The sequence below is a fragment of the Kineococcus rubinsiae genome, from assembly GCF_011839805.1.
GTDB lineage: Bacteria > Actinomycetota > Actinomycetes > Actinomycetales > Kineococcaceae > Kineococcus > Kineococcus rubinsiae.
Genome location: NZ_VWPY01000040.1, coordinates 1 through 22,300, shown reverse-complemented (window position 1 = coordinate 22,300; position 22,300 = coordinate 1). Strand labels below are relative to the sequence as shown.

Below are 22,300 nucleotides of genomic sequence, written 5' to 3'. Positions count from 1 at the left end.
GAGCTGGAGGGTCCGGCACGGGAGCCGGTCCACGGTCTGGGAGACACGATGAGCAGCAGCACCACCCCCGCGCCGCAGCGGGCCGGCCGCCGGACCTTCGGGGACCTGGGGGTGCAGACGAAGATCCTGGCCGCCATCGTCCTTGCCGCGCTGGTCAGCGTGGTCGTCGGGCTCGTGGGGCTCGACGCGCTGGCGGCGAGCGACCGGGCGGCCTCGAGCATGTACGAGGACAGCTTCGTCGGCCTGGACGACGCCGCGAAGCTGCGCCGCCTCACGGTCCAGATGCGCCTCGACGTCGCCAACCACGCCATCGCGGGCTCCCCGGAGCGGATGCGGCAGTACGAGGAGGCCATCGCGGCGGACCAGGCCGACCTCGAGGCCACGGCCGACCTCTACGGCGCGCGCGGTCTCGCCCCCATCAGGGCCGAGGCGCTGGCGTCCTTCCGCGCGTCCCTCGCGCAGTACGAGACCGTGCGCGACGAGACCCTCCTGCCCCTGTCGCAGGCCGGGGACCTCGAGGCGTGGCTCGCGGCGCGCGACGCCCAGGCCCAGCCGCTGATCGACTCGATGATGGCCGACCTGACCACGATGGTGGACCGGGAGAAGCAGGTGGCCGCGGCCTCCGCGGCCGCCACCCACGCGGGCTACGTGCGCAGCCGGACGCTGATCGCGGTCGTCCAGGTCGTCGGCCTGCTCGCCGCCGTGGGCGCCGGCCTGCTCATCGCCCGCCGCATCGTCGCCGGCCTGCGCCGCGTCCAGCACGTGGCCGAGGGGCTCGAGGGAGGCGACCTGACCCGCACGGCCGCGCTGGACAGCCGCGACGAGGTGGGCCGCACCGCGGCGTCGCTGGACGCGGCCGTGGGCCGGCTCAGCGAGCTGGTGCGCACCATCGACGGCGCGTCCTCCGGGGTCGCCACCGCCGCGCAGCAGATGTCGGCCATCTCGACCCAGATCGCCGCGGGCGCCGAGGAGACCTCCGCGCAGGCCGCCGCCGTGGCCCAGGCCGCGGACGTCGTCTCCGCGGCCGTCCAGACCGTCGCCGCGGGGTCGGAGGAGATGGGCGCCTCGATCCGCGAGATCTCCGGCGGCACCAACGAGGCGGCCCGCGTGGCCGCGGAGGCGGTCACCGTCGCGGAGACGACGACCGCGACCATCACGGCCCTGGGGGACTCCTCCCGCGAGATCGGCGCGGTCGTCGCGACCATCACCGCGATCGCCGCGCAGACGAACCTGCTCGCGCTGAACGCGACCATCGAGGCGGCCCGCGCCGGGGACGCGGGCAAGGGGTTCGCGGTCGTCGCGGGTGAGGTCAAGGAGCTCGCGCAGCAGACCGCCCGCGCCACCGAGGACATCTCCTCCCGCGTGCAGAGCATCCAGGGCGACTCCGCCGGGGCGGTCCTGGCGATCGAGGAGATCTCCTCGATCATCGCGCGCATCAACGACTTCCAGCTGACGATCTCCTCGGCGGTCGAGGAGCAGACGGCCACCACCAGCGAGATGAACCGCAACGTCTCCGCCGTCGCGGAGTCGACGGGGGACATCGCGACCAACATCTCCGGCGTGGCGGACGCGGCGTCGGGGACGGCGCAGGCGGTCACGGAGTCGCAGCAGGCCACGAGCGACCTGGCCCGCACGTCGGTCGAGCTGAGCGCGCTGGTGGCGCAGTTCCGGTACTGACCCCGGACGCTGCCGGACCCGTCCCTCAGGCGGGCGACGGGGAGGCGAGCACCCCGTCGGGGTCGACCGCGCGCCGCACCGCGCTCAGGCGGGGGAGGTTGTCCCCCCAGCAGGCGGTGGCGAGGTCCGGCAGGCCGCGGTCGGCGTAGTTCACGTACGCGGCGGTGCCCGTCCACGGCGCGAGGGCCGTGCGGGTCGAGGCGACGGCCTCGTCGAAGGCCGCCGCCGCGCGCCCCGCGCCGGACCACGTGGCGGTGTGCTGGACGGTGGCGAGCGCCGAGCGCCACGGGAACGCCGTGGCGTCGGCCGCCACGTCGGCGACCGCGCCGCCCAGGGCGTCGAAGGAGGCCCCCGCCTCCACCAGACCGGCCGGCGGGGCCTCGCCCACGGCCGCGACGGCCGCGACCAGCGCGTCGATCCCGGCGGCGGGCAGCGGTTCCCGCAGCATCGAGGACGTCGCCGCGAACGGCTGCCGGTGCCCGGCGTCCAGCGCCCGGGCCGTGCACGCCGGGGCGTCCAGGCCCGAGCAGCCCGCCTCCCAGGCCATCGCCGCGGCGTAGCCGAGCGCGCGTCGCGAGCGCGCCACGGGGGCCGGCAGTGCCGCGAGCAGTCCGCGCAGGGGCCCGTCGAGCGCACCGGTGCCCGTCCAGGCGCCGGACACCTGCACCTTCGCCCCGCCCGGGCCCACCAGCAGCTTGCACGTCGACCACAGCTCCCGCGGGGCCGCGGGCGCCCACTCCTGCCAGGCCGCGAGCACCGCGGCCGCCTGCTCGAACCCCCAGCGCAGCGCGAAGACGGTGACGTCGGGCGCCGGGGTCGTGCGCACCGTCCACGACGTCACGACCGCGAGGCCGGGTCCGCCGCCGCGCAGGGCCCAGAACAGGTCCGGGTCGGCGCCCGCGTCGACCGTGCGCCGCCGCCCGTCCGCCGTCACGACGTCGGCCGCGACGACCTGGTCGCACGTCAGCCCCGTCGTGCGGGCCAGGACCCCGACCCCGCCGCCCAGCGCGAGGCCGCTGAACCCCACGGTGGGGCAGGACCCGGCACCCACGGCGACGCCCGCCGCGCCGAGGCGGGCGTAGACGTCGGCCAGCAGCGCGCCCGCGCCGATCCGCGCGGTCCCGGCCGCGGCGTCCACCTCGACGGCGGCCATCGGGGCGAGGTCCACGACGAGCCCGCCGCCGCTGGAGGCGCCCGCGTAGGAGTGCCCGCCCGCCCGCACGTGCAGCGGGGTCCCCGAGGCCGCGGCGAAGCGCACGCACGCGGCGACGTCCTCGGCGCTGCGGCACGCGGCGATGCCCTGCGGCGCAGCGCTCCCCGCGAACCGGGGGTTGTAGAGGAGGCGGTCCGCGTCGTAGCCCGCGCGGCCGGGGACGGCGACGCCGCCCGACACCTGCCGGGCCAGGGCGTCCAGGCTGGGCGGGGGCGTGGTCGGTGGTGTCGTGGTCGGCGGGGGTGTGGTCGGGGGCGGGGTCGCACCGGGGCGGGCCGGGCCGCAGGCCGCGAGCGCCGTCGCGAGCGCCGCGCCCGCCGCGGCCCGGACCACCGTTCGGCGCCGGGGCCCGGCGGGGTCCGCGCTCACCGCACGTACGCCGTCTGCGTCAGCGCGCCCTGCCCGCACACCGGCCCGGCCGTCCACGGCACGGCGAGCTGCGGCACCTGGTTGGGCGGGATCACCTGCAGCGTCGTGGGCGTGGGTTCGCACGGGCCGTCGGCGGGTTCCCCGACGGCCGGGTCCGCGACGGTCGACCACGACAGGGTGGAGCGCACGCCGAGCCCCGGGGCGAGCGTCACGCTCGACGGCGCCGGGGTCGCCGCGCGGACCTGCGACGAGGGCACCGGGCCGTCGTCGCTGCGGCGCAGCGACACCCCGCCGTAGCCGACGAGCGTGCACGGGGCGGAGCCGAGGTTGGTCAGCGAGACCGTGGCCGCGGCCCGGCCCGCGCCGGGCGCGGGTGCCGGGGCCAGCGCGGCGACGAGCTGCTCGCTGCGGCACGGCTGCGGCGGGCCCGTCGGGGCGGGGGCCGTCGTCGGAGAGCTCGGGGCGGGCGTGCTCGGGGGCCGGGTCGACGTGGCCGGGGTCGACGGGGGCGGCGCCGAGGTGGCGGGCGCCGAGGTGGGCGGCGCCGAGGTGGCGGGCGCCGAGGTGGGCGGGGCCGACGTCGGTGGTGGGGTCGTCGTCGGCGCGGGGGCCGACGACGTGGGCGCGGAGGACGGCGGGGCCGCCGGTGACGACGCCGGTGCGCTCGATCCCCCCGGTCCCGACGTCACGAGCTGCCCGGAGAACGAGCAGCCCGCCACCGCGAGGAGCACGGCGGCCGCCGGCAGCACCACGTTCGTCCCCCTGCGCACCCCGCCACCCTACGAGCGCGCTGATCACCGGGCGGCCGTTCCGGGGCCCGGCGGTGTCACCGTTCCGGCACACCCCTGCCGGTGCCGTCACACCCCCGCCGCGGCGGCTCCGCGGGCTCACGCGGGCGGGCATCATGACGAGGTGCCGACGATCCTGCTCGCCGACGACGAGTCCGCGATCACCGACAACCTGGCGCCGCTGCTGCGGCGCGCGGGCTACGACGTCGTCGTGACCGCGGACGGGCGCCAGGCGCTGGACGGCATCCGCGCGCACGACCCGGACCTCGTCGTGCTCGACGTGATGATGCCGGGCCTCGACGGCCGCGCCGTGCTCCGCCAGGTCCGCGCCGAGCACCGCAGCACCCCGGTCATCCTCCTGACGCAGGTCGGGGAGTCCAGCGAGCGGGCGATGGCGCTGGAGGAGGGGGCCGACGACTACCTCAACAAGCCGTTCGACCCGCAGGAGCTCATCGCCCGCATCCGGGCCGTGCTGCGCCGCGGGGCGTCCGCCGGTGGGGGGCTGGGTCAGTCGCCGCGGCTGCGCAGCGGGTCCGTGGTCCTCGACCGCGTCTCCCAGCGCGTCTCCCGCGACGGCCGCGACGTCGTCCTGACCCCGCGCGCCACGGCGCTGCTCGCGTACTTCATGACGCACCCCGACGAGGTCATGACCCGCGAGCGCCTCCTCGAGGCCGTGTGGGGGTGGACGTTCCAGACCAGCACCCGCAGCGTCGACACGCGCGTCGCGGAGCTGCGGCGCGAGCTCGAGGTGGACTCCTCCGACCCGCAGCTCATCACCACCGTCCTCGGCACCGGGTACCGGTTCTCCGGCCGCGTCGAGAGCGCCTGAGGTGCTGCTGCGCACGCTCCGCGGGGCCGGGCGGTGGGTCCTGCCGCTGCTGCCCGTCCTGGTCGGCGCCCTGCTCTGGGCGCTGTGGCACGCGGGCTCGCTGCCGGGCGGGACCCGCGGGGTCGGGGCCGAGCTCACGGCCGAGCCGGGGGACTGGGCGCTCGCGGCCGGGGCCCTGGTCACCGTGCTCGCCCTCGTCGCCGTGCTCCGGGCCGCCCGCCGGCGGCGGCGCCGCGACGACGCGCTGGGCGAGGTGGAGAGCCGCTCAGCGGGGGACCGCCGGCGCCTCGTCGGCCGCCTCGACCACGAGCTGAAGAACCCCCTGACCGCGATCCGCCTCGCCCTGGCGAACCTCGCCGGCGACGACCCGCGCCCGGAGCAGCGGCGGGGGCTGCGCAGCATCGAGGAGCAGGTGCTGCGCCTGAGCCGGCTCACCACCGACCTGCGCAAGATCGCCGACGTCGAGACGAGCCGGCTGGACACCACCGACGTCGACGTCACCGCCCTGCTGGAGGAGGCGCTGGAGGTGGTGGGGGAGCAGCCCCGCGCCGCCGGCCGGACCCTGCGCCTGGACGCGCCCCGCGCGCCGTGGCCCCTGCCGCACGTCGAGGGCGACGCGGACCTGCTGGCGCTGGCGTTCGTGAACCTCGTCGACAACGCCGTGAAGTACACCGCCGACGGCGCGACCGTCGAGGTGCGGGCGCGCGAGAGCGGGCAGGGCGTCCTCGTCGAGGTCGCCGACACCGGGCAGGGCATCAGCGCCGAGGACCTGCCCCACGTGTGGGAGGAGCTGTTCCGCAGCCAGGAGGCGCGGTCGGTGCCGGGCAGCGGGCTCGGGCTGCCGTTCGTGCGGGCCGTCGTGCACCGCCACGGCGGGACGGTCTCGGCCGACAGCCGCCAGGGCGAGGGCACCGTGGTCCGGGTGCGGCTGCCCGTGCGGCAGCCCCCCGAGGCCTGAGACCTCCGGTCAGAAGTACCAGGGGAACGGGCTCCAGTCGGGGTCGCGCTTCTCCAGGAACGCGTCGCGGCCCTCGACGGCCTCGTCGGTCATGTACGCCAGCCGCGTGGCCTCGCCCGCGAACACCTGCTGCCCGACCAGGCCGTCGTCGAGGGCGTTGAACGCGAACTTCAGCATCCGCTGCGCCGTCGGGGACTTGCCGTTGATCTCAGCGGCCCACTGCAGCGCAACGGCTTCCAGCTCGGCGTGGGGGACCACCTCGTTGACCATGCCCATGGCGTGCGCCTGCTCCGCCGTGTACGGGCGGCCCAGGAAGAAGATCTCCCGCGCGAACTTCTGACCCACCTGCCGGGCGAGGTAGGCGGACCCGAAACCCCCGTCGAAGGAACCCACGTCGGCGTCGGTCTGCTTGAACCGGGCGTGCTCGGCGCTCGCCAGGGTCAGGTCGGCGACGACGTGCAGGCTGTGCCCGCCGCCCGCGGCCCAGCCCGGGACGACGGCCACGACGACCTTGGGCATCATCCGGATCAGCCGCTGCACCTCGAGGATGTGCAACCGCCCGCCCTCGGCCTTCGCGCGCGCCGCGTCGACCGTGTCGGCGGTCTCGCCCTCGGCGTACTGGTAGCCGGAGCGGCCGCGGATGCGCTGGTCCCCGCCGGAGCAGAACGCCCACCCGCCGTCGCGGGGGCTGGGGCCGTTGCCGGTCAGCAGGACGCAGCCGACGTCGGGCGTGCGGCGCGCGTGGTCCAGCGTCCGGGCCAGCTCGTCGACGGTGCCGGGGCGGAACGCGTTGCGGACCTCGGGGCGGTCGAAGGCGATGCGCACCGTCCCGCGCTCGGGGCCGGGCCGCACGCAGCGGTGGTAGGTGACGTCGGTGAGGTCCTCGAACCCGGGCACCTCCGCCCACGCCGTCGCGTCGAAGGTCTCGCTGACACCGGGGAGGGCGGACACGCTGCCGACCGTAGGGCATCGCCCGTCCCCTCCCTCCGTGATCATGCAGGTAATCCCTGCATGATCACGGCGGGGGAGGGGGTGGGGAAGCCTGGAGAGCGGGCGAGACTGGGCGCGTGGACACCACCCCGGAGCTGCCGCCGCTCGTGGACCTGCTGGCCGCCGCGCACGTCGTGCGCCTGCCGCTGCGCACCCGCTTCCGCGGCATCACCGAGCGCGAGGCCCTGCTGCTGGACGGGCCCGCGGGGTGGGGGGAGTTCTCCCCGTTCCTGGAGTACGGCCCCGCGGAGTCCTCCCGGTGGCTGGCCGCGGGGATCGAGGCCGGGTGGCACGGGTGGCCCGCGCCGCACCGCGGGCGCGTCGAGGTCAACGCCACGGTGCCCGCCGTGCCCGCGGCCGCGGTGGCCGGCGTCCTCGCGACCTTCCCCGGGTGCCGGACGGCGAAGGTCAAGGTCGCCGAACCCGGGCAGGGCCTCGCCGACGACCTCGACCGGGTCCGCGCCGTGCGCGAGGTCCTCGGGCCGCAGGGCCGCGTGCGCATCGACGCCAACACGCTCTGGAGCGTCGACGAGGCCGAGCGGGCGCTGAGCGAGCTGGCCGTCGCGGGGCTCGAGTACGCCGAGCAGCCCTGCCGGACCCTGGAGGAGATGGCGGAGCTGCGCCGCCGCCTCGCCCGCGCCGGGACGCCCGTCCTGCTCGCCGCCGACGAGAGCATCCGCAAGGCCGAGGACCCGCTGCGGGTGGCGGGGCTGGAGGCCGCGGACGTCGTCGTCGTCAAGGTGGCGCCGCTGTCCGGGGTCCGCGCGGCGCTGGACGTCGTCGTGGCGTGCGGGCTGCCGGCCGTCGTCTCCAGCGCGCTCGACACGTCGGTGGGCCTCGCGGGCGGGCTGGCCCTGGCCGCGGCCCTCCCCGAGCTGCCGTTCGCGTGCGGCCTCGGCACGGCGGCGCTGCTGGCCGCCGACGTGCGCGCCGACCCGCTGCTGCCCGTGGACGGGGCGATCGCCGTGGGCCCCGCCGCCGCCGACCCGGAGCTGCTCGAGCGGCACCGCGCCCCCGCCGACCGCGAGCGGTGGTGGCGCGAGCGGCTCGCCGCCGCCTACGCCGAGCTGCCGCCGGCCTGAGGCGCCGAGCTACCGCGGGCCGGGGAGCCGTCGAGGCGCGGCGCGTCCGGGGGCAGCGGGCGCACGAGGTTGGTGATCCGCGCGGTGCACACCCGCCGGCCCTCCTCGTCGGTGATGACGACCTCGTGGCTGCACAGGGTCCGGCCCAGCGTGATCGCGGTCGCCACCCCGGTGACCACCCCCGACGTCGCCGCGCGGTGGTGGGTGGCGTTGATGTCGGTGCCCACGACGGAGGCGTCGGGCCAGACGTGCAGCATCGACCCGAGCGAGCCCAGGGTCTCGGCCAGGACGCAGCTCGCGCCGCCGTGCAGCAGGCCCATGACCTGCATGTTCCCCTCGACCGGCATGGTCGCGACCATCCGCTGCGGCGACGCCTCGACGACCACGATCCCCATCCGCTCGATGAGGGTGCCGCGGCTGCGCCGCAGCACGGCGTCGAGCACGGACGGGGGAGTGACATCGCTCACCCGGGGGAGGGTGCCACACGATCGGGCAGGGCACCGGGGCCGGGACGGGGGAAGATCTGGGGGTGAACCCCTCGACCGCGCTGGCGACGGTGCTCGTCGACGCGCTGGTCCGCCTCGGACTGCGCCACCTCGTCCTGAGCCCCGGCTCGCGCAGCGCGCCGCTGGCCTACGCCGCCGCGGCCGCCGACGCCGCGGGCCGCCTGCAGCTGCACGTCCGCATCGACGAGCGCAGCGCCGGCTTCCTCGCGCTGGGCCTCGCCCGCGGCTCCGGCTCACCCGCCGACGGGGGCCTCGTGGCCGTCGTGACCACGAGCGGGACCGCCGTCGCGAACCTGCACCCCGCCGTCCTCGAGGCGCACCACGCGGGTGTGCCGCTGATCGTGCTGTCCGCCGACCGCCCGCACGAGCTGCGCGGGTCCGGCGCGAGCCAGACCGCCGACGCGCAGGCCCGCATGTTCCTGCCCTCGGTGCGCTTCTCCGCCGACGTCCCCGCCCCCGAGGACCCGTGGCGGCAGGCCCCGGGCTGGCGCTCGACCGCCTCCCGCGCGGTCGCGGCCGCGCGCGGGCTGCGCGGCGGCACCCCCGGCCCCGTGCACCTCGACGTCGGCTTCGCCGACCCGCTCGTGCCGGGCGCCGACGACGTCGCGCTGACGGGGGAGACGGGGCTGACCCGCGTGGCGCTGCCGCAGCCGCCGCGCCCCGTCGTCCTGCCGCGCGGGCCCCGCACCCTCGTGCTCGCGGGCGACAGCCCCGACCCGGCCGTCGGGGCCGCGGCGCAGGCGCTCGCGGAGCTCGCCGGCTGGCCGCTGCTCGCCGAGCCGTCCTCGGGCGCGCGCGGCGGCCCGCAGGCGATCGGGCCGTACCGCCTGCTGCTGGACGCCGTGGACGACGAGGGCCCGCTGGGCGGGGCGGTCGAGCGCGTCGTCGTGCACGGCCACCCCACGCTCTCGCGCCCCGTCACGCGGCTGCTGGCCCGCGACGACGTCGACATCGTCGTCGTGAGCCGCTCGGGCACGTGGTCCGACGCGGGCTTCCGCGCCGCCGCCGTCGTGCCGGCCGCGACGGTCGAGGAGCCGCCGGCCACCGGCGAGCACGCCTGGGCCGCCCGCTGGCAGCAGGCCGGCAAGCGCGCGGCCGCGGCCGTCGACGCCGTCCTGGACGCCGAGGCGGAGCGCGGGGTGCTGAGCGGGCCGTGGATCGCGCGCGCCACCAGCGCCGCGTGCGCGGCCGACGGCGCCGCCCTCGTCGTCGCGGCCAGCAACGCCGTGCGCGACGTCGACCTGGCCGCCTTCCCCGACGGGGTGACGACCGTGTCCAACCGCGGGCTCGCGGGCATCGACGGGACGCTGTCCACCGCCGCGGGCGTCGCCCTCGCGCGCGCGCACCGCGGCCAGGGAGGCGTGCGGGTGCTGGTGGGGGACCTGGCGTTCCTGCACGACGCCAACGCCCTCGTCCTCGGCCCCGCCGAGCCGCGCCCGGACCTGACGATCGTGCTGGTCGACGACGACGGCGGGGGCATCTTCGAGACCCTCGAGCACGCCGGGGCGGTCGACCGGGCCGTCTTCGAGCGGGTCGTCGCCACCCCGCACGGCACCGACGTCGCGGCCCTGGCCGCCGCGCACCACGTGCCGCACGTGCTGGCCACGACCCCCGCGGAGTTCCTCGAGGCCGTGTCCGCGCCGCCGCGCGGGCTGCGCCTGGTCCAGGTCCGCGTCGAGCGCTCGGCCGTGCGGCCGCGCCTGGAGACGATCACCGCCGCGGTCCGGGAGAGGATGGCGTGGTGAGCACCCCCGCCCGTGAGACCGCCGACCTGACCAAGCAGCCGCACGAGGTCTCGGCCATGTTCGACGGCGTCGCCGAGCGCTACGACGTCACGAACGACGTGCTGTCCGCGGGCCAGGACCGCTGGTGGCGCCGCGCGGTCGTGCGCGCCGTCGACGCGCGCCCCGGCGAGAAGGTCCTGGACCTCGCCGCGGGCACCGGGACCTCCAGCGAGCCCTTCGCCGACCGCGGTGTGCTCACCGTCCCGTGTGACTTCTCTCTCGGCATGGTCCGCACCGGCAAGCGCCGGCGGCCCGACCTGGGCTTCGTGGCGGGGGACGCGACCCGCCTGCCCTTCGCCGACGGGGCCTTCGACGCGGTCACCATCAGCTTCGGCCTGCGCAACGTGGTGGACGTGGACGGGGCCCTGCGGGAGATGGCGCGGGTCGTCCGCCCCGGGGGCCGCCTGGTCGTCGCGGAGTTCTCCACCCCGCCCAATGCGCTGCTGCGCAAGGGGTACCGGTTCTACCTGCACCAGGTGCTGCCGCGCGTGGCCGGGCTCGTCAGCTCGCACACCGACGCGTACACGTACCTGACGCAGTCGATCGACGCGTGGCCCGACCAGCGCGCGCTCGCCGCGAAGGTCCGCGCCGCGGGCTGGGGCGACGTCGCGTGGCGCGACCTGTCGGGCGGCATCGTCGCCCTGCACCGGGGAGTGCGGACCGGCCCGACGAACTAGACTGCGAGCACTTCGTGAAAGTGTTCACGATCTCCCCGAGAAGCGGAGGACGACGGTGCACGAGGCAGATGTCGAAGCCGATGTCGTGGTCGTCGGTGCCGGCCCCGCGGGCAGCACGGCGGCTCGCTACCTCGCCGCCTCGGGACGCCGCGTGGTCGTCCTGGAGAAGTCCGCGTTCCCCCGCGAGAAGGTCTGCGGCGACGGCCTGACGCCCCGCGCGGTGCGCGAGCTGGACCTGATGGGCCTGCCCACCCCGCGCGAGGACGGCTGGATCCGCAACAAGGGCCTGCGCATGCTCGGCGGCGGCGTCCGCCTGCAGGTGCCGTGGCCCGACCTCGCGGAGTTCCCCGGCCACGGCCTCGTGCACACCCGCTCCCGCTTCGACGAGGCGCTGGCCCGCCACGCCGTCGCGGGCGGCGCCGACCTGCGCGAGCGCACCTCGGTCACCGGCCCCGTCGTCGACGAGCGCACCGGCCACGTCGTCGGCGTCCGGGCCCGCCCGGTCGACGACAAGGGCCGCAAGGCGGGTGAGGAGACGACCTACCGCGCGCCCGTGGTCGTCGCGGCCGACGGCGTGGGCGGCCGGCTCGCCCTGTCGATGGGCCTGGCCAAGCGCGACGACCGCCCGCTGGGCATCGCCGTGCGCACGTACTTCAAGAGCCCCCGCCACGACGACGACTGGCTGGAGAGCTGGCTCGAGCTGCGCGACGGCGCCGAGGGCCGTGACGGGAAGGGCACTGGCGGGCTGCTGCCCGGCTACGGCTGGGTGTTCGGCGTCGGCGACGGCACGAGCAACGTCGGGCTCGGCATCCTGGACTCCACGGCCGGCGCGAGCGACCTCGACTACCGCGACCTGCTGCGCCGCTGGCTCGCCGGGATGCCGCCGGAGTGGCGGTTCACGCCCGAGGACCAGGTCGGGCCCGTGCGCGGCGCGGCCCTGCCGATGGCCTTCAACCGGACCCCGCACTACACGCGCGGGCTCGTGCTGGTGGGCGACAGCGGCGGCATGGTCAACCCCTTCAACGGGGAGGGCATCGCCTACGCCATGCAGTCCGCGCGGCTGGCGGCGCAGGCCGTGGACACCGCCCTGGACGCGACCGAGGCCCGGGGCCGCGAGCGCGCGCTGCAGAGCTACCCGGCGGCGGTTCGCGCAGACCTGGGCGGGTACTACACCCTGGGGCGTGTGTTCGTCTCCCTCATCGGTCACCCCGAGGTCATGCGCGTCGCGACGCGCTTCGGGCTGCCGCGGCCCGGGCTGATGAAGCTCGTGGTCAAGCTGCTCGCCAACCTCGCGGACCCGACGTCGCGCGACGCCACCGACCGCGTCGTCGTCGCCCTGCAGCGAATGGCGCCCGCGTCGTGAGCGCGGGCAGCAGCTCCACCACCCGGGCCGGGCGCGTGCTCGGCGGCACCGTCGTCGCGAGCGCCGCGTCGCTGCCGACGAGCGACGCCGAGCTCGAGGCCTCGCTGCGCGAGGGCCTGGCCGTCGTCGAGGCGCGCCTGCGCGAGGCCGTCGGCAACACCGACCCCCTGGCCGACGCGACGTCGCGCCACCTCGTGCTCGCGGGCGGCAAGCGCGTGCGCCCCATGCTGACGCTGCTGGGCGGGCACTTCGGCGACCCGACGCGGCCCGAGGTCACGGCCGCGGCCGTCGTCGTCGAGCTCACCCACCTCGCCTCGCTCTACCACGACGACGTCATGGACTCCGCGCCCACGCGGCGCGGAGCCGTTGCTGCGCACCAGAAGTGGGGCAACAACGTCGCGATCCTCACGGGCGACCTGCTGTTCGCCCGCGCGTCCAACGTCGTCGCCGACCTCGGCCCGCAGGCCGTGAAGATCCAGGCCGCGACGTTCGAGCGGCTGTGCCTCGGGCAGATGCGGGAGACGGTCGGCCCGGGCCTGGAGGAGGACGCCGTCGCGCACTACCTCGGCGTCCTGTCGGACAAGACGGCCTCGCTCATCGCGACCGCAGGCCGCTTCGGCGCCATGTTCTCCGGTGCGGACGCCCACGTCGTCGACGCCATGGTCCGCTACGGCGAGGACGTGGGGGTCGCGTTCCAGCTGGCCGACGACGTCCTCGACCTCACCAGCGACGTCGACGACTCGGGCAAGCGCCCCGGCACCGACCTGCGCGAGGGCGTGCCCACGCTGCCCGTCCTGTACGCGCGCCGCGCCGCCCGCGCGGGCGACCCGGCCGCCGCGGCGGTCGTCGCGCTGCTCGACTCGGGCCGCCTCGAGGACGACGCGGTCCTCGCCGAGGCCGTGCAGCGCCTGCGCGAGCACCCGGCGACGGCGGACGCCCGCACCACGGCCCGCGAGTGGGCCGAGCGCGCGACGACGCACCTCGACGGCCTGCCCGCCGGGCCCGCCCGCGACGCGCTGGCCACCTACGCGGGGACGGTCGCCGACCGCGTCGGCTGAGCCCTGCCGCCGGGTTGCGCCGTCCGGGTGACGCGCGACGCGCTGCACGCCGACGCGACGCCCGGGGTCGGGCAGCATCGCGAGGGTGTCGTCGTCGTCCCGCCACCGCGCCCCGGTCCGCACCCGCCGGCCCCGCACCCGCCCGCGGCCCGAGCACGTCGCCGAGCGGGTCGGGCTCCTGCTGGCCGTCGTCTGCAGCGGGCTCGCGGTCCTCCTGGTCGTCGAGGGCCTGCGCACCCCGGCCATCGCCGTCGCCGCCGCGGGGCTGGCCCTGGCGCTGGCGGCGCTCGTCCTGGGCCGGACCCAGCGCTCGCGCCGGGCCTGAGCCCCTCCCCGCCGACGCCCTCCTCAGGTGCGCGGGCCGAGCGGGGGTCCCGTCACCTCCATGAACGCCTCGAGACCCACCTCGGTGAAGACCTGCGGGCTCGGGCGTCCCGCGGGCAGGCGGGCGACGCCCTCGAAGAACCGCTCCATGCCGCTCGGGGTGAACAGGACCAGCAGGCGGGCCGCGTCGTCGGCGTCGTTGCGGAAGCAGTGCTCGGCGCCCTGCGGGACGAACACGAACGAACCGCGGGGGGCGTCGAACGTCCGGCCGTCGGAGAGGAACCGCACGGCACCGTCGAGGACGTAGTAGGCCTCGTCCTCGCGGCCGTGGCGGTGCAGCGGTGGCCCCTCGCCGGGCGCGACGACGCTCTCCAGCGCCGTGAGGTGCCCCTGCGTCTGCCCGGCCCGGGCCTTGAACGTGACGGGCCCGCCGACCGGGCCGCGGACGGCCTCCCCCTCGCCGGGGAGCACCAGGAGCGTCGACGCCGCACTGCGCATGCGTCAGGGAACCACCGCCGGCCCGCGCGCACCAGACCCGGTGATCCGCTCCCCGCGCATGCGCGCCGCCGCGTGGGGCACAGTGGTGGCGTGAGACGACTGACGTGGCTGGCCGTGCTCGTCGCCGGGGTGCTGGCCTACCTGGCCGTGCTGCGGGTGATGGTGAGCACGCAGAACGTGAACTACTTCCCCTCCCGTTGCTGATCGGCTCCGTCACCGTGCCGGCCGCCGTCCTGGTGCTCGCCGGGAGCCGCTCGGGCGCACGCCTGCCGGTCGTCGCCGTCACCGCCGTCGTCGGCGGGGTCGTGGGCACGGTCGCCGCCGGCAACATGGAGTACTCCACCCTGCGCACCCTCGGGGTCCTGCCGATGACCTTCGTCGGGATCATCGAGGAGGCCGCCAAGCTCATCGTGCCCGTCGCGGTCGTCCTCCTGACCCGGCCGCGCGACCCGCGCGGCGGGGTGGTCGTCGGCGTCGCGTCCGGCATGGGCTTCGCGACGCTGGAGACGATGGGCTACGGGTTCCAGGCGCTGCTGAAGGCCGGCAGCGTGCAGGCCGTGGACCAGACGCTGCTGCTGCGCGCCCTGCTCTCGCCCGCGGGCCACGTCGCCTGGACGGGGCTCACGGTGGCGATGCTCTGGCGCATCCCGTCCGCGCGGCACAAGGGCCGGGCCGTCCTGACGTTCCTCGGGGCCTACGTCCTCGCCGTCGCCCTGCACGCCACGTGGGACGCCTCGCAGAGCCTGGCCGCGCACGTCGTGGTCGCCGTCGTGAGCCTCGTCCTGCTGCTGGTCCTCGTGCGCCGCAGCCACCGCGGCGTCGGGCCCGGGTCGCCCGCACCGGCCGGGCTGCGGCCCGCGAGCGCCTGAGCACCGCCCCGGTGCGGCCCCGCCGCGCCGGCCGGTGGGGCCTGCTGCGCGGCAGTGAGCTCGCCGTCGGCTACGCGCTCGTCGTGCTCGTCATCGCGATCGCGCTGCACGCGTCCCCGGACCACCTGCAGGCCCGGTTCGTGCAGGACACCAGCAGCAACCTCGTGAACCTCCGGAGGTTCCCGCTGCGGGTCCTGCTGCTCAGCGCCCTCGTCGTGCCCGACGTGGCCGGCCTGCTGATCCTCGTGCCGCTGCTGGTGGCGCTGACGGCCGCCACGCGGTGGCTGGGCCGCGGGCCCACCCTCGTCGCGCTGGTCTTCGGCCACGTCGGCGCGACGCTGTTCGTGGCGTCGCTGCTGCTGGCCGGGGTGACGAACGGGCGCCTCGACCCGAGCGTGGCCCGCGCCCCCGACGTGGGCGTCAGCTACGCCCTCGCGGGCGTCGTGGGGATGCTCGCGGCCCGGGTCCCGCGGCGCTGGCGGTGGGCGTACGTGCTGACGCCCACCGCCGGGCTCGGCCTCGTGCTGCTGCTGGCCCCGGACTTCACGGCCGTCGGGCACCTCACCGCGCTGGCCGTCGGGTTCGGCCTCGGCGCGGTGGCCGCGCGGGCCGCGGTGCCCCCCGCCGGCACCGGCTGAGACCTACCCCCACACCTCGGCGGCGGTCTCCACGACCAGGCGCAGCTTCGCGGCCTGCTCCTCGATCGTCAGGGAGTTCCCCTCGACCGTGGAGGAGAACCCGCACTGCGGCGACAGGGCCAGCTGCTCCAGCGGCACGAAGCGCGCGGCCTCGTCGATGCGCCGCTTGAGCGCGTCCTTGTCCTCCAGCGCCCCGCGCTTGCTGGTGACCAGGCCGAGGACGACGGTCTTGCCCGGCGGCACGAACCGCAGGGGCTCGAAACCCCCGCTGCGCTCGTCGTCGAACTCCAGGAAGTAGCCGTCGACGGCGAGCTCCCCGAACAGGACCTCGGCGACGAAGTCGTAGCCGCCCGAGGCGACCCAGGAGGAGCGGAAGTTCCCGCGGCACAGGTGGGTCGTGACCCGCATCGAGTCGGGGCGGTCGGCGATCGCCGCGTTGATCTGCGCGACGTAGCGCTCGTGCTGGTGCGCGGCGTCGCGGCCCTGGCCCGCGAGGGCCTCGCGCTGCGCCGGGTCGTTGAGGTAGGCGAGGCTCGTGTCGTCCAGCTGCAGGTGGGTGCAGCCCAGGTCGGCGAGCCCCTGGACCTCCTGCGCGTAGGCCGCGCTCAGGTCGTCCCAGAACTGCTGCTCGTCGGGGTACACCGCCGGGTCGAGCGCCGCCCGGCCGCCGCGGTAGTGGACCATGCTGGGCGAGGGGATCGTCAGCTTCGGCGTCATCCCCGTGCCCTCGGCGGCGTCGCGCAGGAACGCGAAGTCGTCGCCGAAGATGGTCTCCCGCAGGCCGATGCGCCCGTCGACCTTGAGCGCCGCGGGCGCCCAGTCGACGTCGCCCTCCTCGTTGTGGAACGTGACGTGCAGGGACTCCTCCGCCCGCGTCACGCCGGCGAGGCGGTAGATGAAGTCCATGTGCCAGTACGTCCGGCGGAACTCCCCGTCGCTGACGCCGAGGAGCCCCACCTCCTGCTGCAGGCGCACGGCGTCGCGCACGGCGGCGTCCTCCACCCCGCGCAGCTCGGCGGCGCCGATCTCCCCGGCGGCGGCCCGCTCCCGGGCGGCCAGCAGCGCCGGTGGCCGCAGCAGGCTCCCGACGTGGTCGGCGCGGAACGGCGGTTCGAGCCTGGGTGGCACGGGGGTCCCCTCGTCGTCGTGAGCGTCGCGCCGACGCTACAACACCCCCGCCCACCCCACCCGGCGCCCGCTCAGACGCGGAAGCGGCTCACCAGCGTCGTCAGCTCCCCGGCCATCCGCGACAGCTCGTCGGTGGCGGCGCGGGTGTCGTCGACGCCCTGGCGGGTCGCGGCCGCGGCGTCGGCGATGCTCGAGATGCCCGCGGCGATGTCGGACGTGCCCGAGGCGGCCTCGCCGACGTTGCGGCTCATCTCCGCCGTCGTGGCGCTCTGCTCCTCGACCGCCGAGGCGATGGTCGTCTGGAACGAGTTGATGTCGCCGATGACCTCGCTGATGCCGGCGATGGCGCGCACGGCGTCACCGGTGTCGCCCTGGATCGAGCTGACCCGCGCGACGATGTCCTCGGTGGCGCGGGCGGTCTGCGCGGAGAGCTCCTTGACCTCGCCGGCGACGACCGCGAACCCCTTGCCGGCGTCCCCGGCGCGGGCGGCCTCGATGGTCGCGTTCAGGGCGAGCAGGTTGGTCTGCTCGGCGATCGCGGTGATGGTCTTGACGACGTCGCCGATCTGCAGCGACGACTGGCCGAGGCGGGCGACGGTGACGCTGGTCTGGGCGGCAAGGTCCGCGGCGCGGGCCGCGACCGACGTGGCGTCGGCGGCGCCCGAGGCGATCTCCCGGATCGCCATCTGCATCTCGTCCGCACCGGCGGCGACGGTGCCGACGCTGGAGGAGACCTGGCCCGCGACGTGCGCGGCGGTCTGCGCGGCGCGCGCCGTGTCGCCCGCGGCACCGGCGATCTGCTCGGAGCTGGTGGACAGCTGGGTCGACGCGGCGGCCAGGGCGGTCGCGGAGGCGACGACGGCGCTGACGGTCTCGCGCACGCCCTGCTGGGCGCGGGTCAGGGCGTCGGCCATCCGGCCGACCTCGTCGCGGCCGTGGCGGCCGGGGGAGACGGTGAGGTCGCCGTCGGCCATGGCGTCCAGCGAGCCGGACACGGCGCCCAGCGTGGCGACGATGCGGCGCGTGACGAGCAGGGCGAGGCCCAGGGCGAGGGCGAGGCCCGCGACGAGGAGGACGACGACCACGGTGCGGGCCTCGGAGGCGGTGCTGCGGGCGGCCGCCACGGTCGCGGCGGCCTCGGTGTCCTCGGCGGCCTCGACGGCGTCCAGGGCGTCGGCCACGGTGCTGATGACGGGCTGCGCGACGTCGTTGCTCGCGGTGGCCCAGGCGGCGGCGTCGCCGGAGGTCGACAGCGGCACGAGCTGCTGGTCGCGGATGGTGCGCCACTGCGCCCAGCCCTCGGTGAAGGTCTTCCAGTCGGCGGGGTCGGCCACGCCGGTGGCCTCGTACTTCGCGGCCCAGTCGTCGAGCTCGGCGTCGCTGTCGGCGATCTTGCCGACGAGCGTGGCCTTGCCCTCGGCGCCCGGGGTCGCGGCGTGCATGGCCACGAGCATCCGGGTCTTGATCTCCTCCTGGTGCACGCGGCCGAGAGCGGTGAGGCCCTTGACGTTCTGGTCGTGCACCCGCGAGGTCTGCTCCGCGGTGCTGGACAGCGCGCTGACGGAGACGACGCCCACGGCGGCGGAGACCGCGGCCAGCACCCCCACGGAGCACATGATCTTGGTGCCGACGCGTCGGTCGGCGAACCAGCCGTGGGAGTTCGTCATGCGCTGCGTGTCCTCGCGGTCGAGAAGGTGCCGGCGGGTGCCGGTGCACTCTGCTCATCGGCCGCCGGAACCCCGGCTTGAGGGCTCCACCGTGATCGGCTCAGGTGTCCGATCGTGCCCGCGAGGGCTGCACGCGCTTGGGTTCCCCGGGCATCTTGGGGTAGTTCGGCGGGTAGGGCAGGTCGCCGAGGCCGCCCGCCTCGTCCCGCGCGGCGAGCTCCAGCAGGGGTTCCAGCGACGCCACCCGGGTGCGGCGCTGCGCCCACAGGTCCCCGACGGCCGCGAACCGGTCGGCGAAGGTGAGCAGCGTGAAGTCGTCCGGGTCGGCGCCCGCGGCGAGCTCGTCCCACGTCAGCGGCGCCGAGACGGTGGCCCGCGCCGTCCGGCGCAGCGAGTACGCGCTGGCGATGGTGCGGTCGCGCGCGTTCTGGTTGTAGTCCACGAACACCTGCTCGCCGCGCTCCTCCTTCCACCACGCCGTCGTGACGCGGCCGCCGGCGCGCCGCTCCGCCTCCCGGGCCAGGGCGATCGCGGCGCGGCGCACCTCGGTGAACGTCCAGCGCGCCTCGATCGGCACGAACACGTGCAGGCCGCGCCCGCCCGACGTCTTCACGGCGGCGTCCCAGCCGAGCTCGTCGAGGTAGGGCCGCAGCACGTCGAGGGCGACCGCGCGGGCCTCGGCGAAACCCGTGCCCGGCTGCGGGTCCAGGTCGATGCGCAGCTCGTCGGGGTGCTCCACGTCGGGGGCCGTGCAGTGCCAGGGGTGGAACGTGATGGTGGCCTGCTGCGCGGCCCAGATCAGGGCCGGGGCGCCGTCGGGGCGCATCGCGTCGGCGCTGCGCCCGGAGGGGAACTCCACGCGGACCGTCGAGACGTAGTCGGGGGCGTGGGCGGGAACCCGCTTCTGGTACACCTCCTCGCCCTCGATGCCGTCGGGGAAGCGCTGCAGGTAGGTGGGCCGGTCGCGCACCGCGGCCAGCAGGGCCGGGGCCACGAGGCGGTAGTGCTCCACGACGGCGCGCTTGGTGCCGCGTTCGCCCAGGGCGGGGTAGTAGACCTTGTCGGGACTGGACAGCCGCACGGCCACCCCGTCGACGTCGATCTCCTCAGCGGGTGCCTTGGCCACGGGTCCTCCTCTCGCCTCCCGCCGAGACTACGGGTCCGACGGCATGATGAGCGGGTGGACCTTCCCGTGATGCCACCCGTCAAGCCGATGCTGGCCAAGCCCGCCGGCGGCATCCCCGCGGGCCAGCACTACGAGCCGAAGTGGGACGGTTTCCGCTCGATCGTGTTCCGCGACGGCGACGAGGTCGAGATCGGCAGCCGCAACGAGAAGCCCATGACGCGGTACTTCCCGGAGGTCGTGGAGCTCGCGCTCGCGCACCTGCCGGCCCGCAGCGTCGTCGACGGCGAGATCGTCATCGCCGACACCGCCCGCAACACCCTGGACTTCGAGGCGCTGCAGCAGCGCATCCACCCGGCCGCGAGCCGCGTCACGACGCTGTCGCAGCAGACCCCCGCCAGCTTCGTCGCCTTCGACCTGCTCGCCCTCGGCGACGAGGACCTGACGTCGCGGCCGCTGACGGAGCGCCGGGCCCTGCTGGAGGAGGCGCTCGCGGACGCCGGGCCGGGCGTGCACGTGACCCCCGCGACCCGCGACGTCGACGTGGCGCAGCGGTGGTTCGAGCAGTTCGAGGGCGCGGGTCTCGACGGCCTCGTCGCCAAGGCGCTGGACCTGCGGTACCTGCCCGACAAGCGGGTCATGACGAAGGTGAAGCACGAGCGCACGGCGGACTGCGTCGTCGCGGGCTACCGGGTGCACAAGTCCGGGCCGGACGCCCTGGGGTCCCTGCTGCTGGGCCTGCACGACGAGCGCGGGGTCCTCGTCTCGGTGGGGGTCGCGGGTTCCTTCACGATGGCGCGGCGCCGGGAGCTGCTGGCGGAGCTGCAGCCGCTCGTCACGACGTTCGACGACCACCCGTGGGCGTGGGCGAAGCAGGAGGAGGGCGAGCGCACCCCGCGCAAGTCCGAGACCAGCCGCTGGAACGCGGGCAAGGACCTGTCGTTCGTGCCGCTGCGCCCCGAGCGGGTGGTCGAGGTGCGCTACGACTACATGGAGGGCGCGCGGTTCCGGCACACGACGCAGTTCGTGCGCTGGCGCGAGGACCGCGACCCGTCCTCGTGCCGCTACGACCAGCTGGAGCGCCCGGTGTCGTTCGACCTGGCCGAGGTCCTGCGCTCGTGACGCCGCGCGCCGCGGGCGCGGGGATCCTGACCGTCGCGGTCGTGGCCGCCGTCGCGAACGTGAACTTCCTGCTCGCCGGGCCGCTGGGTTCCCCCCTCGACCTCTCCCGCGAGGTCATCAGCGACCTGTCCGCGGCGGGGCAGCCCGGCGCGGGCTGGTTCCGCCTCGGCGACGCCGTGGCGGGCCTCGGGTCGGCGGTCCTCGCGCTCCCCCTGCTGCGCAGCGCGGTCCGTGCGCGGCGGACCCGGGCGGCGGCGCTGCTGGCGTTCGGGGTCGGCACGTTCGTCTCCGCGGTCGTGTCCGTGTCGGCCTCGGAGCTCCTGCACGACGGGGTCAGCGTCCTCGGCACGGCCGGCGCGCTCGTCGGGGTCGTCGCCCTGGCGTGGTGCTCCCGCGACCGGCTGCCCGGGCCGTTCGCCCTGCTCGCCGCGGCGGCCGCCGCGGCGACCGTGGCGACCGGGTTCTGGGAGGTCGTGACGTTCGCCGCGGGCGGCAACGGCGGCGGCGGGAACGCGCAGCGGGTGCAGGTGTGCGCGCTCTCGGCGTGGCTGGTCCTGGAGGCCGTGGACGTCGTGCGCGCGGGGCCCCGGGTTCAGGCGGGCGGCAGGAAGCGCGCCGCGAAGACCAGCCCGTAGGGCAGCGCGATCCGCGCGGTGTTCCACGTGTGCCCCTGCCCGGCCTCGTCGCGGCGCAGCACCGGACCGCCGCGGGCCCGCAGCTCCGCCTCGACGTGGTCGGTGTCGGCCTGGTCGGCCGCGGCGGCCGTGGCCCCGATGTCGAGGAACACGGGGACCGGCGCGGGCAGGGCGATCGTCGGCAGGTAGTGCGAGGGCGAGACGGCCGCGAACTGCGCCGGGGTGAGCCTGCGGGCCCACGCCGCACCGGGGTCGCCGTACGGCTCGATCGCGAGGACCGGGCCGTAGGTGTCGCGGTGGCGCAGGCCCTGGTCGAGGGCGCAGAACCCGCCGGCGGACATGCCGCCGATGATGCGGGCCGCGGGGCGCGGGTCGGTGCTGAAGTGCGCGTCGACGTAGGGCACGACGACGCTGCGCAGGTAGGTCTCCACCTGCGGGCCGCCGTGGGGGTCGTCGAGGCACTCGGTGTCGCGCAGCCCGCCCCCGTTGGTGTCGGGCGCCACGACGAGCATCGGCGGCACGAGGTGGTGGCGGATCAGGACGTCGAGGGTGTGGGCGGCGTCGCCGGCCGCGAACCAGTCCGTGGACCGGCCGGGGGAGCCGTGCAGCAGGTAGGCGACGGGGTAGCGGTGGGCGCCCGGCCGGTAGCCGGGGGGCAGGTACACGTAGGTGGTGCTCGCGGGCACGTGCAGCGCGGGCGCCCCGATCGAGACGGTCTCCACGACCCCGCCGGAACCCCCGACGTGGCCGGTGACGAGGAAGCGCAGGGCCTGCGGCGTCGGGACGTAGGCCGACAGCGCGTTCGCGACGGTCGCGGCGGCCAGCACCGTGGCCAGCACGGCGGGGGCGAGCAGCAGCCGCCACCGGCGCCGCCGCACGACGAGGGCGACGAGCAGCAGGGCGGCCAGCGCGCACACCGCCGCGGCCAGCGGCCAGGAGTCCAGCCACGCGCTCGGCGGCTGCAGCTCGCGCAGCACCCCGGGGCTCACGCCGGTGCCCCGG

The 22,300-nt window shown here is 76.4% G+C and carries 22 protein-coding genes; 13 read left to right on the top strand and 9 right to left on the bottom strand.

What is annotated here, in order from left to right; all coding sequences use genetic code 11:
• Window positions 1-48 precede the first annotated feature (48 nt).
• Complete coding sequence (locus F1544_RS16830) at window positions 49-1,677, top strand: methyl-accepting chemotaxis protein (protein ID WP_167587282.1); 1,629 nt, start codon at window positions 49-51, stop codon at window positions 1,675-1,677.
• Window positions 1,678-1,702: 25 nt separating this feature from the next.
• On the opposite strand, the gene F1544_RS16825 is transcribed toward F1544_RS16830, so the two are convergent.
• Window positions 1,703-3,259: an FAD-binding oxidoreductase gene (locus F1544_RS16825; protein ID WP_167587281.1), complete on the bottom strand. Its 1,557-nt coding sequence runs from the start codon at window positions 3,257-3,259 to the stop codon at window positions 1,703-1,705.
• Window positions 3,256-4,029, bottom strand: coding sequence for a DUF4232 domain-containing protein (locus F1544_RS25525; protein WP_167587280.1), 774 nt, complete (start codon window positions 4,027-4,029; stop codon window positions 3,256-3,258). Before F1544_RS25525 ends, F1544_RS16825 begins: the two co-directional genes overlap by 4 nt.
• Window positions 4,030-4,171: 142 nt before the next feature.
• Here F1544_RS25525 and F1544_RS24740 point away from each other — a divergent pair, with 142 nt between their 5' ends.
• Together F1544_RS24740 and F1544_RS16810 are read left to right on the top strand one after the other, a co-directional pair.
• A complete protein-coding gene (locus tag F1544_RS24740; RefSeq protein WP_167587279.1) occupies window positions 4,172-4,876 on the top strand; it encodes a response regulator transcription factor in 705 nt (234 codons plus the stop codon).
• A 1-nt stretch (window position 4,877) separates the two neighbouring features.
• Window positions 4,878-5,834, top strand: a complete 957-nt coding sequence (locus F1544_RS16810; protein ID WP_208972060.1) for a sensor histidine kinase — start codon at window positions 4,878-4,880, stop codon at window positions 5,832-5,834.
• A 9-nt stretch (window positions 5,835-5,843) separates the two neighbouring features.
• Here F1544_RS16810 and F1544_RS16805 read toward each other — a convergent pair whose 3' ends face one another.
• Entirely contained in the window at window positions 5,844-6,785 is a 942-nt protein-coding gene (locus F1544_RS16805) for a 1,4-dihydroxy-2-naphthoyl-CoA synthase (RefSeq protein ID WP_167587278.1), read from the bottom strand.
• Between the two features lie 116 nt (window positions 6,786-6,901).
• Here F1544_RS16805 and F1544_RS16800 point away from each other — a divergent pair, with 116 nt between their 5' ends.
• A complete protein-coding gene (locus F1544_RS16800) occupies window positions 6,902-7,906 on the top strand; it encodes an o-succinylbenzoate synthase (RefSeq protein WP_167587277.1) in 1,005 nt (334 codons plus the stop codon).
• Here F1544_RS16800 and F1544_RS16795 read toward each other — a convergent pair.
• Window positions 7,882-8,373: a hotdog fold thioesterase gene (locus F1544_RS16795; protein WP_308470135.1), complete on the bottom strand. Its 492-nt coding sequence runs from the start codon at window positions 8,371-8,373 to the stop codon at window positions 7,882-7,884. The two genes, F1544_RS16800 and F1544_RS16795, sit on opposite strands and share 25 nt — an antisense overlap.
• 62 nt (window positions 8,374-8,435) lie before the next feature.
• Between F1544_RS16795 and menD the strand changes: the two genes are divergently transcribed.
• From menD to F1544_RS16775, 5 genes are all read left to right on the top strand, one after another.
• The gene (gene menD, locus F1544_RS23610) at window positions 8,436-10,157 is read left to right on the top strand and encodes a 2-succinyl-5-enolpyruvyl-6-hydroxy-3-cyclohexene-1-carboxylic-acid synthase (protein WP_208972058.1); all 1,722 of its coding nucleotides are present in this window, start codon (window positions 8,436-8,438) and stop codon (window positions 10,155-10,157) included.
• Window positions 10,154-10,873: a demethylmenaquinone methyltransferase gene (locus tag F1544_RS23605; protein WP_308470134.1), complete on the top strand. Its 720-nt coding sequence runs from the start codon at window positions 10,154-10,156 to the stop codon at window positions 10,871-10,873. Before menD ends, F1544_RS23605 begins: the two co-directional genes overlap by 4 nt.
• A gap of 55 nt (window positions 10,874-10,928) precedes the next feature.
• The gene (locus F1544_RS16785) at window positions 10,929-12,236 is read left to right on the top strand and encodes a geranylgeranyl reductase family protein (protein ID WP_167587276.1); all 1,308 of its coding nucleotides are present in this window, start codon (window positions 10,929-10,931) and stop codon (window positions 12,234-12,236) included.
• Complete coding sequence (locus F1544_RS16780) at window positions 12,233-13,294, top strand: polyprenyl synthetase family protein (RefSeq protein WP_167587275.1); 1,062 nt, start codon at window positions 12,233-12,235, stop codon at window positions 13,292-13,294. The genes F1544_RS16785 and F1544_RS16780 overlap by 4 nt, the downstream gene beginning before the upstream one ends.
• An 85-nt stretch (window positions 13,295-13,379) precedes the next feature.
• Window positions 13,380-13,619, top strand: coding sequence for a hypothetical protein (locus tag F1544_RS16775; RefSeq protein ID WP_167587274.1), 240 nt, complete (start codon window positions 13,380-13,382; stop codon window positions 13,617-13,619).
• Window positions 13,620-13,642: 23 nt separating this feature from the next.
• Here the strand turns inward: F1544_RS16775 and F1544_RS16770 are convergent, their stop codons facing one another.
• Complete coding sequence (locus F1544_RS16770) at window positions 13,643-14,116, bottom strand: cupin domain-containing protein (protein ID WP_167587273.1); 474 nt, start codon at window positions 14,114-14,116, stop codon at window positions 13,643-13,645.
• A 218-nt stretch (window positions 14,117-14,334) separates the two neighbouring features.
• Between F1544_RS16770 and F1544_RS16765 the strand changes: the two genes are divergently transcribed.
• Window positions 14,335-14,985: a PrsW family intramembrane metalloprotease gene (locus F1544_RS16765; protein ID WP_208972057.1), complete on the top strand. Its 651-nt coding sequence runs from the start codon at window positions 14,335-14,337 to the stop codon at window positions 14,983-14,985.
• An 11-nt stretch (window positions 14,986-14,996) separates the two neighbouring features.
• The gene (locus F1544_RS16760; protein WP_167587272.1) at window positions 14,997-15,623 is read left to right on the top strand and encodes a rhomboid family intramembrane serine protease; all 627 of its coding nucleotides are present in this window, start codon (window positions 14,997-14,999) and stop codon (window positions 15,621-15,623) included.
• Between the two features lie 3 nt (window positions 15,624-15,626).
• Here F1544_RS16760 and F1544_RS16755 read toward each other — a convergent pair whose 3' ends face one another.
• The 3 genes from F1544_RS16755 to ligD all read right to left on the bottom strand — a co-directional run bounded on the left by F1544_RS16755 (window position 15,627) and on the right by ligD (window position 19,544).
• Window positions 15,627-16,751 carry a 5-methyltetrahydropteroyltriglutamate--homocysteine S-methyltransferase gene (locus tag F1544_RS16755; RefSeq protein ID WP_167587271.1) on the bottom strand — a complete coding sequence of 375 codons (1,125 nt, stop codon included), beginning with the start codon at window positions 16,749-16,751 and terminating at the stop codon, window positions 15,627-15,629.
• Window positions 16,752-16,822: 71 nt separating this feature from the next.
• Window positions 16,823-18,418 carry a methyl-accepting chemotaxis protein gene (locus F1544_RS16750; RefSeq protein ID WP_167587270.1) on the bottom strand — a complete coding sequence of 532 codons (1,596 nt, stop codon included), beginning with the start codon at window positions 18,416-18,418 and terminating at the stop codon, window positions 16,823-16,825.
• Window positions 18,419-18,518: 100 nt separating this feature from the next.
• Window positions 18,519-19,544, bottom strand: a complete 1,026-nt coding sequence (gene ligD / locus F1544_RS16745) for a non-homologous end-joining DNA ligase (protein WP_167587269.1) — start codon at window positions 19,542-19,544, stop codon at window positions 18,519-18,521.
• A gap of 54 nt (window positions 19,545-19,598) precedes the next feature.
• Here ligD and F1544_RS16740 point away from each other — a divergent pair, with 54 nt between their 5' ends.
• Together F1544_RS16740 and F1544_RS16735 are read left to right on the top strand one after the other, a co-directional pair.
• Window positions 19,599-20,663, top strand: coding sequence for an ATP-dependent DNA ligase (locus F1544_RS16740; RefSeq protein WP_167587268.1), 1,065 nt, complete (start codon window positions 19,599-19,601; stop codon window positions 20,661-20,663).
• On the top strand, window positions 20,660-21,298 hold the full coding sequence (locus F1544_RS16735) for a DUF998 domain-containing protein (RefSeq protein WP_167587267.1): 639 nt from the start codon (window positions 20,660-20,662) through the stop codon (window positions 21,296-21,298). Before F1544_RS16740 ends, F1544_RS16735 begins: the two co-directional genes overlap by 4 nt.
• Here F1544_RS16735 and F1544_RS16730 read toward each other — a convergent pair.
• Window positions 21,256-22,300, bottom strand: a 1,045-nt coding sequence (locus F1544_RS16730) for an alpha/beta hydrolase (protein ID WP_208972056.1), incomplete at its 5' end; no start/stop codon positions are given. The genes F1544_RS16735 and F1544_RS16730 overlap by 43 nt on opposite strands.

Bases quoted from the DNA above. Each gene is read 5' to 3' on its own strand.
- F1544_RS16830 (WP_167587282.1), top strand. From the start codon at position 49: ATGAGCAGCAGCACCACCCCCGCGCCGCAGCGGGCCGGCCGCCGGACC.
- F1544_RS16770 (WP_167587273.1), bottom strand. From the start codon at position 14,116: ATGCGCAGTGCGGCGTCGACGCTCCTGGTGCTCCCCGGCGAGGGGGAG.
- F1544_RS16750 (WP_167587270.1), bottom strand. From the start codon at position 18,418: ATGACGAACTCCCACGGCTGGTTCGCCGACCGACGCGTCGGCACCAAG.